The organism is Ruegeria sp. AD6, from assembly GCF_056542325.1.
The window spans coordinates 1,032,946-1,046,421 of the sequence record NZ_JBQFZQ010000001.1 but is presented as its reverse complement, the minus strand read 5'-3'; the positions used below and the strand labels follow the sequence as shown (position 1 = coordinate 1,046,421).

The window sequence follows — 13,476 nt, the reverse complement described above, 5'->3', positions numbered from 1 at the left end:
CGACAGAAGGGAAGCCATGAGCTTGTGGATTCCCGTCACCATTGCAGCCGCCTCGTTCCAGACGGTGCGGTTCATGCTGCAAAAATCGCTGAGCAGCGTGAAACTGTCTGCGGCTGGTGCGACCTTTGCGCGGTTTGCCTATTCGATGCCGCTGGCGGTTTTGGGATTGGCTGTGGCGCTGTGGCTGACTGGTGCGGCGATGCCGCCGCTGACGGCGCGGTTCTGGCTGTTTGTTGCCATCGGTGGAACAGCACAGATATTGGCGACGGTCTGCGTGGTCGCCCTGTTCAAACAGCGCAATTTTGCGGTGGGGATTACCTTTAAGAAGACCGAGGTCATCCAGACCGCAATTGTTGGGTTTCTGATCCTTGGGGATAAGGTCTCAGCCGGGGCGCTTGGCGCGATCCTGTTGGGATTGCTGGCGGTTCTGTTGTTGTCCAAAACACCGGGCGGGGACGGGGCGTGGTGGCGTCATCTGACCAACCGCGCGTCGCAACTGGGGCTTGGCTCTGGCGTTCTGTTTGCCTTCTCAGCCGTCAGCTATCGCGGTGCGTCTTTGGAACTCGGAGATATTGACGCCTGGTTCCGCGCCTTAGTGACCTTGGCGGCTGTGGTCACGTTCCAGTTTCTCAGCATGGGCCTGTGGCTGCTGTGGCGCGACCGGGCCGAGTTACGCGCGGTCTGGGAAACCCGATCAACGGGTGTCTTCGTCGGGCTGACCAGCCTCGGTGGGTCGTTCTGCTGGTTTCTGGCCTTCACCCTGCAAAACGCGGCCTATGTCAAAGCGCTGGGGCAGGTAGAGCTGATACTCAGCCTATTGGCCTCGATCCTGTTCTTCCGCGAGACGATCACCCGGCGCGAAATCGCCGGGATGGGTTTGCTGGGCGTCTCGATACTGGCGCTGGTGCTGACGATCTAGCTGGCGCGGCGCTCGTCGAAGCTAAGCGCGATGAAGCTGGGCAGATGATCACCCATGCCGACAACCGCCGGGCCAGTATCGTCCCGGCGACCACGGCCCTTGGCGGGCTTGTCCTGCTTGCGCTCATCCTTCTTGCGGTCGCGCTTTTTCTCGTCCGCGGGCTTGGCCTTTTTCTCGGGCTTGGGCGTGTCCGGCTTCGGTTCGTCCTTTACCGGGTTGTCGATGCGCGGAATGTCCTTCTGGATCAGCTTCTCAATCGCATCCAGCGCCTTTTCATCGCGGCCCGAGCAAATTGTAACAGCCTTACCTTCGCGGCCCGCGCGGCCGGTGCGTCCGATCCGGTGCACGTAATCCTCGGCATGGCCGGGCACATCGAAATTAAATACGTGGCTGACCGAAGGAATGTCCAACCCGCGCGCGGCCACGTCAGATGCCACCAGCAAACGCAATGAGCCATCGCGGAACCCGTCCAGCGTTTTCATCCGCTGGGACTGATCCAGATCGCCATGGATGGCGGCGGCGTTATAGCCGTATTTCTTCAGCGACTTGGCGCAGATGTCCACATCCGTCTTGCGGTTGCAGAAGATGATCGCGTTGGTGCATTTCTCACCCTCGGCATCGATCAGCGCGCGCAGAACCTTGCGCTTTCCACTGGCCTCGCGATCCCGACGCCCACCTTTGAACATGACGACGCCCTGTTCGATGGTCTCGGAGGCGGTGGCCTGACGGGCAACTTCGATCCGGGCGGGGGCGGACAGGAAGGTGTCGGTGATGCGTTCGATCTCGGACGCCATGGTGGCCGAGAAGAACAGGGTTTGACGGGTGAAAGGCGTCAGCGAGAAGATGCGCTCGATGTCTGGAATAAAGCCCATGTCCAGCATCCGGTCGGCTTCGTCCACCACCATGATCTGAACGCCCGTCAGCAGCAGCTTCCCGCGCTCGAAATGGTCCAAAAGACGGCCCGGCGTGGCAATCAGGACGTCCACACCCCGGTCGATCAGCGCCTCTTGCTCTTTGAAGCTGACGCCGCCGATCAACAGCGCTTTGGTCAGTTTCAGATGCTTTGAGTAGGTGTCGAAATTCTCGGCCACCTGCGCGGCCAGCTCGCGCGTCGGGCACAGCACCAGCGAACGCGGCATCCGCGCGCGGGCGCGGCCACGGGCCAGCAGGGTGATCATCGGCAGCGTGAAGCTGGCGGTTTTACCTGTGCCGGTTTGCGCAATGCCCAAAACGTCCTTACCTTCAAGCGCAGGCGGTATCGCGCCTTCCTGGATCGGAGTGGGGGTTTCGTATCCGGCTTCCTCAATGGCTTTGAGGACCTTCGGGTTCAGGTTCAGTTCGTTAAACTTTGTCATGTATGTCCGGTTCAAGCGGACACTTGACCTGGCCCGCGCATCAAAATCTGCCGGGCCCGGATGGCCACGCGCAACAGGCGCGTTTCGGCTTTGGGCGCGGACATAACAAAAAGGTAGGTCAGGGTCAAATGAAGACCAGTCTGACGTTACGCGGTTGCGTCAAATCGGGATTTTGCGCAACAATTCAGGCCCTTCCGGGAAAGTGTTTCGCGATCTTGTCGGGCAGGTTCAAGGGCCTGTGCCGGATCAGCCCGTGTTGTTCCAGCCGTGCACGTACATCCGGGTCCTGACCGCTCATCTCCGCGTAGAAGGCCCGCAGCCCGTCCATGCCTTGCTCGGCCTCGATCCAGCTGAGCAGTTCGTTCTTGCTCAGACCGCCCTTGTAACGCGGTACATTGGGCGACATTCCTGGCTGGTAAGAGCCTCGATTCATTCGGAAATCATAGTGACCGATCCAATGGTCCCAGTCCGGTGCGTGGCGGTGGCACAGCTCAAGCTGGGGCAGTTCGGTTTTGCAGGGCAGCAGCTTCTTGTTCTGGAACAGGTTGTGGATTCGAAAGCTCAGGTTCGGCAATCCGGCCCGCACGAACAGCTTGCCCTGCACGTGGCTTAGAAATCCGCCCAGCACAAACCCGCCATAGGTGGGGTAGAGGTCCTGCACCAGCGCCTCGCGGCCTGGCCCCTTGGGGATGTGCGCTTTGTACAGGTCGTCACCCCCGGCCAGCGCCTCGATCGGGCGCACCCGAAAACCGGGAATGTCTGCCGGAACCGAGCGCAGAACATCCGCAATCGGCTCGGACGACCACAGGAACTCATCCACATCGATATGGGCCAGCCAGTCCAGATTGGTACGCTTGTAGATATGGGTGGCGTGCACGGTTTGACGGATCTGGTGCTTTTCCGGCCGGGTGCGTTTTCGTTTCACCCAGAACGCGTCGTCACAAAGCCGCACCCGAACCTTTGGATGCGCGCGAAGTGCCCGAAAGGCGCGCCGGTTTGGTTCGTCAAGGTAGATGTATAGTTGGTCCGCCCCAAGCTCCAGATGGTGCGCGACAAAGCCAAGGATGTCCTCGGCAGACCCCCGCACCATAGACACGATACCCCAGGTGGGAACGTGCGTGTGATTGTCTTGGTCTGAAGCCATGCAAGTCATTGTGGCGGGGTCTGTTTTTGAGCCTGTGCCGAAATGTGATACGATAGCGCCACTTTATGAGTTCTTACATTTGTTATTGAGGAGATTACAATGCCTCGTGTTGTTCCCGCGTCATGGATGCCCGATGTCAATATGGAGCGCATCCATCTTCATTGGACGGCCGGAGCGCATAGCGCCAATGCCAATGATAAGAACAGCTATCACATTCTGATCGAGTCCGACGGCACCCTTGTGCGCGGAAACAAGTCGATTGCTGAAAATGCACGCCCCATGAGTTCGAACTATGCGCGGCACACACGCGGTGCCAACACGGGCGCGATTGGTGTGTCGCTGTGCTGCATGCTGGGGGCTGAACGGTCGCCTTTCGATCCCGGCAACTATCCCATGACGCGAACCCAGTGGGATCAGGGAATGCTGGTCGTGGCGGATCTGGCCGAGAAATATAACATATTGGTCACGCCCACCAAGATCCTGACCCATGCCGAGGTCGAGCCCAATCTGAACGTCCCGCAAAACGGCAAATGGGACATTGTGCGGCTGGCCTTTGACCTGTCGGTCAAGGGGTATGAAGAAGTCGGACAGTTGCTGCGGTCCAGCGTCGCCGCCGCGCTGGATGATGGCCCGTTGATTGCTGCGGACGCGATGCCCGAAGACGCGAAGGCCCCAAGATACCGTGTGACGGGTGTCGCGCCTTCAACACTGAATTTGCGCCGCACACCCGGCGGTGAAAAAATCGGGGCGCTGCCCGAACGTACAACCGTGGAGCGACTGGGTGTCGATGGCGAGTGGTGGCGCGTTCGCACTAGGCAAGGGTATATCGGCTACGTCTTTTCCACGTATCTCAAGGCGATAAACCCCTAGCCTTGGTCAGACCATCATTTCCTTGGTCGCAGTCAGGTTCAGCGCCGGATAGTCGCGCACGACCCGGTCGATGTCCCATTGCAAACGCGTCAGATAGACGATGTCGCCGTCATGATCATGGGCGATGTGCTGCTTGTTGGCGTTGACGAACTTTTCGACCTCGGCCTTGTCACCGCTGACCCAGCGGGCCGAAGTGAATTGCGACGCCTCGAAGCGCACGGGTAGGCCGTATTCCATCTCGATCCGGCTGGCAAGCACTTCGAATTGCAGCGCGCCGACGACGCCGACGATAAAGCCTGACCCGATCGAGGGTTTGAACACCTTGGCCGCGCCTTCCTCGGCAAATTGCATCAGGGCTTTTTCCAGATGCTTGGCCTTCATCGGATCGCCCGCGCGGACACCCTGCAGCAGTTCCGGCGCAAAGGACGGGATGCCGGTCACACGCAGCGCCTCACCCTCGGTCAGGGTGTCACCGATGCGCAACTGACCGTGGTTGGGAATGCCGATGATGTCCCCGGCCCATGCCTCATCCGCCAGTTCGCGGTCCGAGGCGAGGAACAGAACGGGGTTGGAAATGGCCATCGGCTTTTTCGACCGCACATGGGTCAGCTTCATGCCACGCTTGAAATGACCGCTTGCCATTCGCACAAACGCCACCCGGTCGCGGTGCTTGGGGTCCATATTGGCCTGCACCTTGAAGACAAAACCGGCGACCTTTTTCTCATCCGGCGCGATCTGACGCGGCTCGGCCGATTGCACCTGCGGCTGTGGGCCATAAGCGCCGATGCCTTCCATCAGTTCCTTGACGCCAAACGAGTTGATGGCCGAGCCAAACCAGATCGGGGTCATATGCCCCTCAAGCACCGCTTGCGGGTCCAGCGCGGGCAGCAATTCGCGCGCCATTTCGACTTCTTCCAGCAGCTTGTCCAGCAGATGCTCGGGCACGTGTTCCGCCAGTTTCGGGTCGTCCAGACCGTCGATCTGAATGCTTTCGGCCACCTTGTTGCGGTCGGCGCGGTCCATCAGCTCCAGCCGGTCGCGCAGCATGTCATAGCAGCCGATGAAGTCACGGCCCATGCCGATGGGCCACGCGGCGGGCGTGACGTCGATGGCCAGCATTTCCTGAATTTCATCGATGATCTCGAACGTATCGCGGCTTTCGCGGTCCATCTTGTTACAGAAGGTCAGGATTGGCAGATCGCGCAGGCGGCAGACCTCGAACAGTTTCTGCGTCTGGCTTTCCACACCTTTCGCGCCGTCGATCACCATCACGGCGGCATCCACGGCGGTCAGGGTGCGATAGGTATCTTCGGAAAAATCCGAGTGACCGGGCGTGTCCACCAGATTGAACCGGAAGTTCCCATAGTCGAACGACATCGCCGAGGCCGAGACCGAAATGCCCCGATCCTTTTCCATCTGCATAAAGTCCGACCGGGTCCGCCGTGCCTCACCCTTGGCGCGCACCTGACCGGCCATCTGGATCGCGCCCCCGTACAGCAGGAACTTCTCCGTCAGCGTCGTCTTGCCCGCATCCGGGTGAGAGATGATGGCGAATGTCCGGCGCCGGGCGATCTCGGGCGGCAGAGAGGGTTGGTTCGAGGTATCAAGCATAGCCGCGCGTATAGGCGGGGAATCCTGCCGAGGCAAGACAAAGGGGTGGTTCGAATCGGCGGGTTGTGACAAAAAGAACATATAGTGAACAAAAAATGGAGTGGACCAATGAATTTGAAAGAAATCGCCGAAGAACTGGTCGCGGGATGCCGCGAGAACCGGGCCAAGGAAAACCTGAGCAATCTTTACGCACCTGACGCAGTTTCGGTCGAGGCGCAGGACATGTCGGGTATGGGCCGGGAAACCCAGGGCCTCGAAGGTATTCGCGGCAAGCACGATTGGTGGGAAAACGCGCACGACGTCTCTGGCGCAACGGTCGGTGGGCCGTTTCTACATGGCGACGACCGCTTTGCCGTGATCTTCGAGGTTCAGGGCACAGTGAAAGATAGCGGCGAAAGCTTTGATATGCGCGAGGTGGCGATTTACCACGTCGCGGACGGAAAAATCGTGCGCGAGGAGTTTTTCTACTGACAAAGCTCTTCTGGTCCTTCCGGTCAGGCCGGTGCAAGATAAGGCAAGACAGGGAGGATCAGAATGGATCTTGGAATTCGCGGCAAACGCGCGCTGGTCTGCGCCAGCAGCAAGGGATTGGGTCTTGGGTGCGCCGAAGCCTTGGCCGAAGCAGGCGTTGATTTGGTGATGAACGCCCGCGGGGCCGAGGCGTTGGAGGCCGAAGCGGCCCGCCTTCGTTCGGACCACGGCGTGGATGTTCAGACGGTGGCCTGCGATGTGACCTCGGCCCAGGGGCAGGCGCAGGTGATCGAGGCCGCGCAGGGCGTGGATATTCTGGTGAATAACGCAGGCGGGCCACCGCCGGGAATGTGGTCAGACTGGGACCGCGAAGATTTCATCAAGGCGCTGGACGCCAACATGCTGACACCGATTGCCTTCATGAAAGCGCTGTTGCCGGGGATGATGGACAAGGGCTGGGGCAGGGTGGTCAACATCACCTCGCAATCCGTGCGTGCGCCGATTGCGGTGCTTGGCCTGTCGAATGCCGCACGCACCGGTCTGACAGGGTATGTTGCCGGGACGGCCCGGCAGGTCGCGCCAAACGGGGTGACCATCAACAACCTGCTGCCCGGCATTCACGCGACGGACAGGGCGGATTCGCTCGACAGCGGCGTGGCGGCGCAGCAAGGGATTTCGATGGATGAAGCGCGTGCTGCCCGCGCGGCCACGATCCCCGCGCGCCGGTATGGGACGCGGGCCGAATTCGGGGCCGCCTGTGCCTTCCTGTGTTCGCAACATGCCGGGTTCATCGTCGGGCAGAATATCCTGCTGGACGGTGGCGCAACCAATCTGACGATGTAGCCATGGCGCAAGGGTTTTCGCTGAAAGACCAGCTGTTTAACGATGAAAAAACCCGTTACCTAGCGGGGTTGTTCGCCAAAGCCGATGCATCCTTTGACGCGGATGCATTTCACGCTCGGGTCATGTCGCGCCTGCTTGAGCTTGAGTTGAAGGAGCGGATGACGTGGATCGCGGATTGCCTGCAAGAGGTTGTTCCGGGTGAACTGCCGCAGGTCGCGCCCGTAATCCTGCGCGCGCTTCCTCCGCCTTTGGATCCGACAAAAACCGATGATGATTTCGGCGATTTCATCTTTGCCCCTTTGGGTGAGTGGGTGGTGTCGGTTGGGTTGGAAAACCCTGATCAGTCGCTGGACCTGCTGGCCGAGATCACGCAGCGCTTTTCGATGGAGTGGGCGATCCGCCCGTTTCTGAACCGCTGGCCCGATCAGGTTCTGGCCCGGATGCAGGACTGGTGCGCGCATGACAGCTATCACGTGCGTCGGTTGGTCAGCGAAGGCACCCGTCCGCGTCTGCCATGGGGGCAGGCCATCGGGCTGGAATTGGACGATCCATTGCCTTTGCTGGACCGATTGCACAGCGATCCGACACGCTATGTCACCCGCTCGGTCGCAAACCATTTGAATGATGTTTCCAAGAAACAGCCTGATCAGGTGCTGGCGCGGCTGCAACAGTGGCGGGATGCGGGCGCGCAGGACGCGGATGAACTGGCTTGGATGACATCGCACACGCTACGGGGCCTTGTTAAGGCTGGTCATCCGGGGGCGATGGCGATGCTGGGCTATGATCCTGACGCCGACGTGGCAGTGACGATTGACCTCAACACGCAGGCCCGGATTGGCGAGGCACTGGAGTTCTCGGTGGATCTGAAAGGCCCGGATGGGCAGCCTGTGCTTGTGGATTATATCATTCACTTTCAACGCCCTGGTGGAAAAACCTCGGCCAAGGTGCACAAGTTGAAACAAGCCGTTCTGAAAGATGGAAAGCTGCGACTGGACAAGCGGCACAAGCTGAAGGGAGATGCCACGACGTTCAAGCTGGTGCCCGGCGCGCACCGGCTTGAGGTTCAGGTCAATGGCAGGGTGCGGGCGGGGATCGATTTCGATCTGTTGGGTTAAATCCCCCCTCACGCTTTCGTCAAAACCCCACATGCCGGATTGCACCGGGCGCAGCCGTGCACTAGCTGCGGTGCAGCTGTTTGCGAAAGGAAAGCTGAGATGAAGCATGAATCGGTGCAGAACTACTATGGCGAAGTGCTGCAAAGCAGTGCGGATCTGCAAACCAATGCCTGCTGCACGCCGGATGACATGCCGGATCACCTCAAGCGTATTCTGTCCAAACTGCACGATGAGGTGCTGACCCGCTACTACGGCTGCGGTCTGATCGCGCCGCTGGATCTGGAGGGGATGAGCATCCTCGATCTGGGTTGCGGCGCGGGTCGAGACGTCTATGCCCTGTCCGCGATGGTGGGTGAAACGGGCCGGGTGGTTGGCGTGGACATGACACCCGAACAGCTGGATGTGGCCCGCGCCCATCAGGAGTATCACGCCGAGGCATTTGGATATGCGGCCAGCAATGTCGAATTTCACCACGGCTATATCGAAAAACTTGACGAGCTGGACCTGGAGCCCGGTTCCTTCGACATCATTGTTTCGAACTGCGTCATCAACCTGGCAACCGACAAAGAGGCCGTTCTGCGGGGCGCGCATCGTTTGCTGAAAGACGGCGGCGAGATGTATTTCTCGGACGTCTACGCCGACCGACGTATCCCGCAGGCGATGGCCGAGGATGAGGTTCTGTATGGCGAATGCCTGTCGGGCGCGCTGTATTGGAACGATTTCCTGTCGATCTCGCGCAAAGCAGGCTTTGGTGATCCGCGCCGCGTCACCCATCGCCCGCTGACCATCGAAAACCCGGTGCTGGAGCAGCGGGTTGCACCGCTGAACTTCCTGTCGGCCACCTATCGGCTGTTCAAACTGCCCGACCTGGAACCGGCCTGCGAGGATTACGGGCAGGCCGTGATCTACAAGGGCACCATCCCCAACGCGCCGCATCTGTTCGAGTTGGATGATCATCACGCGATTGAAACAGGCAAGGTCTTTCCGGTTTGCGGCAACACCTGGATGATGCTGAAAGACACGCGTTTTGCGCGTCATTTTGACTTTATCGGCGATTTCTCGACCCATTATGGAATCTTCGATGGCTGCGGCGGTGAAAGCCCGTTTGAAGCGGTTGGCGAGGCTGCATCGTCGGGCGGGTGCTGCTGATCCCTTGAACCTGCGGGGCGGGGTTGCTATCCCCGCCCAAGCCCGATGCTTTTGATCGGGAAAGGCAACGGGGTCCCTTGGTGACAGAAGACGCAACTCCTCCACGTCTGGAAATTCGCAATATGGTCCGCCGGTTCGAAGGGCGGGTCGTTGTCGATGACGTGTCGCTGACCATTCAGGCCGGGCAGGTGACGTGCCTGCTGGGGCCGTCGGGTTGCGGCAAATCCACCACCTTGCGCATGATTGCCGGGGTCGAGATGCAGGACTCGGGCGAAATCTATGTCGATGGAAAACTGATCTGCGACACGGTGTTCCGGGTGCCGCCCGAACGGCGGGAGATCGGGCTGATGTTTCAGGATTTTGCCCTTTTCCCGCATCTAAGCGTGGCCCAGAACGTCGCGTTCGGCCTGAAGGGCAGCAAAGACGAAAAACGCGCCCGGGTTGAGGAGTTGCTGCGCAAGGTCGACCTGATGCGCTTCATCGACGGGTTTCCGCATCAATTGTCGGGGGGCGAACAGCAACGGGTCGCATTGGCCCGCGCTTTGGCCCCACGCCCCCGGATCATGCTGATGGACGAGCCGTTCTCGGGCCTCGACAATCGTCTGCGTGACGGTATTCGGGATGAGACGCTGGCAATCCTAAAGGAAGAAGATGCCGCTGTTTTGCTGGTCACACATGAGCCTGAGGAAGCCATGCGTATGGCCGACGAGATTGCTCTGATGCGCCGTGGCAAGATCGTGCAGCAAGGTGCGCCCTACAATGTCTACACACGGCCAGCAGATAAGGCTGCGGTTGCCTTCTTTAGCGATGTCAATGTCTTGCGAGCGGAAGTTAACGGAGCCTTGGCAGAAACGCCTTTCGGTCAGTTCCTAGCCCCCGGCATCCCGGATGGCACCGATGTCGAGATTGTCTTTCGCCCACAACACATAAAGCTGGATTTCGACCGCAACGGCAAAGGTCCATCGCCCACCGCCACCGATGGGGTTGCCGCACGCGGCACCGTGGAACGTGCGCGTTTTCTGGGCAATGAAAGTCTGGTCGAGTTTCGGATGGACCATGACGGCTCGATCCTGAAAGTGACGGTGCCAAACGTGTTTGTGCCCAATCCCGGGCGCGTCATGTGGCTGACCATCCGGCGCGACCGCTGCTTCGTTTTTCCGGTCTAAGCTGCAATTTCCGCTAAAGTGGTGCGCGAAAGCCTCAGATTGCGTGCGCGCTTTGCTTGCCGCAATGCAAGGGCGGGTCTATCAAGGGCGAAACGTGGGGATGATCGGGCACATGCGTATTCTTTTGACCAATGATGACGGGATCAACGCGCCGGGTTTGATCACGCTTGAGGCGATTGCAAAGGATCTGGCCGGGCCGGATGGCGAAGTCTGGGTTGTGGCCCCGGCGTTTGAGCAATCAGGTGTTGGGCATTGCATCAGCTACACGCATCCGATGATGGTGGCTAAGCTTGATGAGCGTCGGTTCGCTGCCGAAGGCTCCCCGGCGGATTGCGTACTGGCGGGGCTGCATGATGTGATGCAGGGCACGCCGCCCGATCTGGTGCTGTCAGGGGTGAACCGGGGCAACAATTCGGCCGAGAATACGCTTTATTCCGGTACCATTGGCGGCGCGATGGAGGCGGCGCTGCAAGGCGTTCCAGCCATCGCCTTGTCGCAGTATTTCGGGCCGCGCAATCTGGGGCTGGGTGATCCGTTTGAGGCGGCGGCACGCTTTGGGGCCGATCTGGTACGGCGCATTCTGGACGCGACTCCCACTGAACAAAGCGATTACCGTCTGTTTTATAACGTTAACTTCCCACCGGTTCCGGCGGATGAGGTTCTGGGCATCCGCGTCGCGCCGCAGGGCTTTCGCCGCGACACGCGGTTCTCGGTCGAGCCGCACAGCTCACCTTCGGGGCGGCGGTTTCTGTGGATCAAGGGCGGGTATCAGCACAACCCGACCGCGCCCGGCACGGATGCCGCGGTCAATCTGGCCGGGTATATTTCGGTCACGCCGATGCGGGCCGATCTGACGGCGCATGATGCGCTAGGGGCGTTGAAGTCGATCGAATGAGCGGACTGGACCCCGAAACCGTGATGCAGTTCCTGTTTGCCCTACGCAAACGGGGCGTGACAGATGCGCGCGTGCTGGCGGCGATGGAGCAGGTGGATCGGGGCCGCTTTGTGACCGGTCTGTTCGCGGACCGCGCCTATGAGGACATGCCGCTGCCTATCGCCTGCGGGCAGACGATCAGCCAGCCCTCGGTCGTTGGGCTGATGACGCAGGCGCTGGAGGTACGCCCCCGGGACACGGTTCTGGAGATCGGCACCGGATCGGGCTATCAGGCGGCTATCCTGTCGAAACTCGCACGCCGGGTTTATACGGTCGAGCGGCACCGCCGGCTGGTCAACGAAACCGGTCAGTTGTTTCGCGATATGAGACTGACCAATGTGACCGCGATGTTGTCGGACGGCTCGTTTGGTCTGCCGGAACAAGCGCCCTTTGATCGTATCATCGTGACAGCGGCGGCCGAGGATCCTCCGGGCCCGCTCTTGGCGCAGCTTAAAATCGGGGGTATCATGGTGCTACCCGTAGGACAGTCGGATGCAGTGCAGCAGCTGATCAAGGTGACGCGCACCGAGGATGGACTGGATTACGACGAATTGACGTCCGTTCGTTTCGTGCCCCTGCTTGAGGGGCTGGGAAAGGACGAGGCATAACAGGTCTTAGAGTTTTGTCGCCAAAACCCCGGAGAACAGGGGCAGGTGTTGAGGATCGACGTGATGAGAGCAGTTTCCAAATCGGCAATGCGCCGCTGTGTTACCGGGGTCGCTGCCTTGGCAATTCTTGCCGGGTGCGAAGGGCCGCTGGATTATGACCTGCGGGGGCAGATCGGCGGGTTTTCGACCACCGGTGCCGCGCAAAGCGCCACGGCCAGCCGTCCGGCACCGGATGCGCGTGGTGTGATCACCTATCCGAACTATCAGGTCGCCGTGGCCCGCCGGGGCGATACCGTCCGCGACGTGGCCGCGCGTGTGGGCCTGCCCGAAGGCGAGCTATCGCGGTTCAATGGGTTGCAGACAACAGACAAGCTGCGCGAGGGCGAGGTCTTGGCTCTGCCGCGCTCGGTCGGGGCATCCAGCGGTGTCGATATCGCGTCAATCGCGGGCTCGGCCATTGATCAGGCGCCCGAGACGGGCTCGGTTCAGACTACAACGCTGGAACCGGCCAGAACCGCGCCAGCCCCGGCCCCAGTGCCCGCTGGGCCTGAACCGATCCAGCACAAGGTCAAACGGGGCGAAACAGCTTATACGGTATCGCGCCTTTATCAGGTTCCGGTTGAATCGCTGGCAGAATGGAACGGGTTGGGTCCGGATTTTGCGATCCGCGAAGGTCAGTACCTGTTGATCCCTGTCAAGAACCAGCCTGCGCCGCGCGCGGCTGCGGCGGCCCCGGCGGCTGAGGCAACCAACGTGACGCAACCGGGGCAGGGCTCGCCCACTCCGACACCCCCAAGCGCTACGCAGCCGCTGCCGGATGAACAGGTCGCACCGCTGACCGAGTCGCCCGAAGCTCCGGACGTTACTGCCGAAGCCCCCAGCAATACGGGCACATCGGCGCTGTCACTGCCGGTATCCGGCAAGATCATCCGGACCTATGAGAAGGGCAAAAACGAAGGCATCGATATCGCTGCCGCGCCGGGTACATCCGTTCAGGCGGCTGAGGCGGGGACTGTTGCGGCCATCACAGCAGATGCGGATCAGGTGCCGATCATCGTGGTCAAGCACAACAATGACCTGCTGACGGTCTATGCCAATGTAGATAATATTGCCGTCAAGAAAGGCGATCGGGTCCGGCGCGGGCAGAAGATTGCGGCACTGCGGGGCGGCGACAACGCCTATGTGCATTTCGAAGTGCGTAAGGGGTTCGAGTCGGTTGATCCCGAGCCATATCTGAAGTGACGTTGAATGGCCCGTTCCGGGCCATGCCTCCGGCGGAGGTATTTTTAGC

At 60.4% G+C, this 13,476-nt stretch carries 13 protein-coding genes; 10 read left to right on the top strand and 3 right to left on the bottom strand.

The window, feature by feature from the left end; all coding sequences use genetic code 11:
* Window positions 1-16 precede the first annotated feature (16 nt).
* A complete protein-coding gene (locus ACR0KJ_RS05040; RefSeq protein WP_480626093.1) occupies window positions 17-919 on the top strand; it encodes an EamA family transporter in 903 nt (300 codons plus the stop codon).
* On the opposite strand, the gene ACR0KJ_RS05035 is transcribed toward ACR0KJ_RS05040, so the two are convergent.
* Together ACR0KJ_RS05035 and ACR0KJ_RS05030 are read right to left on the bottom strand one after the other, a co-directional pair.
* Complete coding sequence (locus tag ACR0KJ_RS05035; RefSeq protein WP_170519057.1) at window positions 916-2,274, bottom strand: DEAD/DEAH box helicase; 1,359 nt, start codon at window positions 2,272-2,274, stop codon at window positions 916-918. The two genes, ACR0KJ_RS05040 and ACR0KJ_RS05035, sit on opposite strands and share 4 nt — an antisense overlap.
* A 184-nt stretch (window positions 2,275-2,458) precedes the next feature.
* Window positions 2,459-3,418 (bottom strand): glycosyltransferase family 2 protein, encoded by a 960-nt coding sequence (locus ACR0KJ_RS05030; RefSeq protein ID WP_480626092.1) that lies wholly within the window; start codon window positions 3,416-3,418, stop codon window positions 2,459-2,461.
* Between the two features lie 99 nt (window positions 3,419-3,517).
* Between ACR0KJ_RS05030 and ACR0KJ_RS05025 the strand changes: the two genes are divergently transcribed.
* Entirely contained in the window at window positions 3,518-4,288 is a 771-nt protein-coding gene (locus ACR0KJ_RS05025; RefSeq protein WP_480626091.1) for an N-acetylmuramoyl-L-alanine amidase, read from the top strand.
* A gap of 6 nt (window positions 4,289-4,294) precedes the next feature.
* Here the strand turns inward: ACR0KJ_RS05025 and ACR0KJ_RS05020 are convergent, their stop codons facing one another.
* Window positions 4,295-5,899: a peptide chain release factor 3 gene (locus tag ACR0KJ_RS05020; protein WP_480626090.1), complete on the bottom strand. Its 1,605-nt coding sequence runs from the start codon at window positions 5,897-5,899 to the stop codon at window positions 4,295-4,297.
* 108 nt (window positions 5,900-6,007) lie between these two features.
* On the opposite strand from ACR0KJ_RS05020, the gene ACR0KJ_RS05015 reads away from it, so the two are divergent.
* The 8 genes from ACR0KJ_RS05015 (at window position 6,008) to ACR0KJ_RS04980 (ending at window position 13,427) form a co-directional block, all read left to right on the top strand.
* Window positions 6,008-6,370 (top strand): SnoaL-like domain-containing protein, encoded by a 363-nt coding sequence (locus ACR0KJ_RS05015; RefSeq protein ID WP_480626089.1) that lies wholly within the window; start codon window positions 6,008-6,010, stop codon window positions 6,368-6,370.
* A gap of 63 nt (window positions 6,371-6,433) precedes the next feature.
* Window positions 6,434-7,213, top strand: a complete 780-nt coding sequence (locus ACR0KJ_RS05010; protein WP_170519046.1) for an SDR family oxidoreductase — start codon at window positions 6,434-6,436, stop codon at window positions 7,211-7,213.
* A gap of 2 nt (window positions 7,214-7,215) precedes the next feature.
* A complete protein-coding gene (locus ACR0KJ_RS05005) occupies window positions 7,216-8,328 on the top strand; it encodes a hypothetical protein (protein ID WP_170450184.1) in 1,113 nt (370 codons plus the stop codon).
* A gap of 99 nt (window positions 8,329-8,427) precedes the next feature.
* Window positions 8,428-9,477 (top strand): methyltransferase domain-containing protein, encoded by a 1,050-nt coding sequence (locus tag ACR0KJ_RS05000; RefSeq protein ID WP_170519040.1) that lies wholly within the window; start codon window positions 8,428-8,430, stop codon window positions 9,475-9,477.
* Between the two features lie 122 nt (window positions 9,478-9,599).
* Window positions 9,600-10,643 (top strand): ABC transporter ATP-binding protein, encoded by a 1,044-nt coding sequence (locus ACR0KJ_RS04995; RefSeq protein ID WP_480626275.1) that lies wholly within the window; start codon window positions 9,600-9,602, stop codon window positions 10,641-10,643.
* Window positions 10,644-10,755: 112 nt separating this feature from the next.
* The gene (gene surE / locus ACR0KJ_RS04990) at window positions 10,756-11,538 is read left to right on the top strand and encodes a 5'/3'-nucleotidase SurE (protein WP_170450190.1); all 783 of its coding nucleotides are present in this window, start codon (window positions 10,756-10,758) and stop codon (window positions 11,536-11,538) included.
* Window positions 11,535-12,185, top strand: coding sequence for a protein-L-isoaspartate(D-aspartate) O-methyltransferase (locus ACR0KJ_RS04985; protein WP_480626088.1), 651 nt, complete (start codon window positions 11,535-11,537; stop codon window positions 12,183-12,185). The genes surE and ACR0KJ_RS04985 overlap by 4 nt, the downstream gene beginning before the upstream one ends.
* Before the next feature lie 63 nt (window positions 12,186-12,248).
* The gene (locus ACR0KJ_RS04980) at window positions 12,249-13,427 is read left to right on the top strand and encodes a peptidoglycan DD-metalloendopeptidase family protein (protein WP_480626087.1); all 1,179 of its coding nucleotides are present in this window, start codon (window positions 12,249-12,251) and stop codon (window positions 13,425-13,427) included.
* The last annotated feature ends 49 nt before the right edge of the window (window positions 13,428-13,476 follow it).

What these genes read in the sequence shown, in the direction of transcription:
- surE (WP_170450190.1), top strand. Translation starts at nt 10,756, where the DNA reads ATGCGTATTCTTTTGACCAATGATGACGGGATCAACGCGCCGGGTTTG.
- ACR0KJ_RS04995 (WP_480626275.1), top strand. Translation starts at nt 9,600, where the DNA reads ATGGTCCGCCGGTTCGAAGGGCGGGTCGTTGTCGATGACGTGTCGCTG.
- ACR0KJ_RS04980 (WP_480626087.1), top strand. Translation starts at nt 12,249, where the DNA reads ATGAGAGCAGTTTCCAAATCGGCAATGCGCCGCTGTGTTACCGGGGTC.
- ACR0KJ_RS05015 (WP_480626089.1), top strand. Translation starts at nt 6,008, where the DNA reads ATGAATTTGAAAGAAATCGCCGAAGAACTGGTCGCGGGATGCCGCGAG.
- ACR0KJ_RS05025 (WP_480626091.1), top strand. Translation starts at nt 3,518, where the DNA reads ATGCCTCGTGTTGTTCCCGCGTCATGGATGCCCGATGTCAATATGGAG.
- ACR0KJ_RS05020 (WP_480626090.1), bottom strand. Translation starts at nt 5,899, where the DNA reads ATGCTTGATACCTCGAACCAACCCTCTCTGCCGCCCGAGATCGCCCGG.
- ACR0KJ_RS05000 (WP_170519040.1), top strand. Translation starts at nt 8,428, where the DNA reads ATGAAGCATGAATCGGTGCAGAACTACTATGGCGAAGTGCTGCAAAGC.
- ACR0KJ_RS04985 (WP_480626088.1), top strand. Translation starts at nt 11,535, where the DNA reads ATGAGCGGACTGGACCCCGAAACCGTGATGCAGTTCCTGTTTGCCCTA.
- ACR0KJ_RS05010 (WP_170519046.1), top strand. Translation starts at nt 6,434, where the DNA reads ATGGATCTTGGAATTCGCGGCAAACGCGCGCTGGTCTGCGCCAGCAGC.
- ACR0KJ_RS05035 (WP_170519057.1), bottom strand. Translation starts at nt 2,274, where the DNA reads ATGACAAAGTTTAACGAACTGAACCTGAACCCGAAGGTCCTCAAAGCC.
- ACR0KJ_RS05030 (WP_480626092.1), bottom strand. Translation starts at nt 3,418, where the DNA reads ATGGCTTCAGACCAAGACAATCACACGCACGTTCCCACCTGGGGTATC.
- ACR0KJ_RS05040 (WP_480626093.1), top strand. Translation starts at nt 17, where the DNA reads ATGAGCTTGTGGATTCCCGTCACCATTGCAGCCGCCTCGTTCCAGACG.
- ACR0KJ_RS05005 (WP_170450184.1), top strand. Translation starts at nt 7,216, where the DNA reads ATGGCGCAAGGGTTTTCGCTGAAAGACCAGCTGTTTAACGATGAAAAA.